The 631-nt window shown below is 58.5% G+C and carries 1 protein-coding gene; it reads left to right on the top strand.

Features of this window, described 5'->3' with window-relative positions; all coding sequences use genetic code 11:
• A partial coding sequence (locus ACW5XD_RS23880) for a helix-turn-helix domain-containing protein (RefSeq protein WP_456497020.1) occupies positions 1 to 631 on the top strand: 631 nt, incomplete at both ends.

Here is a 631-nt window from a genome sequence, read left to right as displayed (position 1 = left end):
AGAGCTCGCCAAAGAGCTCAATAATGTCAGCAAAGCCTGCAAGCTCATCGGCTACAGCCGTCAGCAGTTCTACGAAATCCGCCGTAATTATCAGACCTATGGCGCCGAGGGCTTGCTCGACAAATTGCCCGGCTGTAAAGGGGCTCATCCCAATCGGGTTGCTCCCGAGATTGAACAGGCCATCCTCGATTACGCCCTCATCTGGCCGACCCACGGCCCGCTGCGGGTCGCACAAGAACTGGCTCTGCAAGGTATCAACGTCAGTGCCGGTGGAGTGCGTGGCGTGTGGCAACGTCACGATTTGCTCTCCAAACACGACCGCTTGTTGCGCCTCGAGAAAACTCACCGGGAGCAGACCATTGAGCTCAATGACGAGCAAATTCGCCTGCTCGAGCGCTTCAGCCCCGAGTTCCGCGAACGCCAGATTGAGGTTCACTACACCGGTGAGCTGGTGGCGGTCGACACCTTCTTCGTCGGCGCGCTCAAGGGGGTTGGCAAGGTGTATCTGCAAACCGTGCTGGACTGCTACAGCCGCCACGCTTGGGGACGGCTCTACACCAACAAGCTGCCGGTGACCTCGGTCCATGTGCTCAATGAAACGGTGCTGCCGTTCTTTGAAGCCCATGAGGCT

The organism is Aeromonas enterica (assembly GCF_054052465.1).
This window is presented reverse-complemented; position numbering and strand designations above follow the sequence as displayed.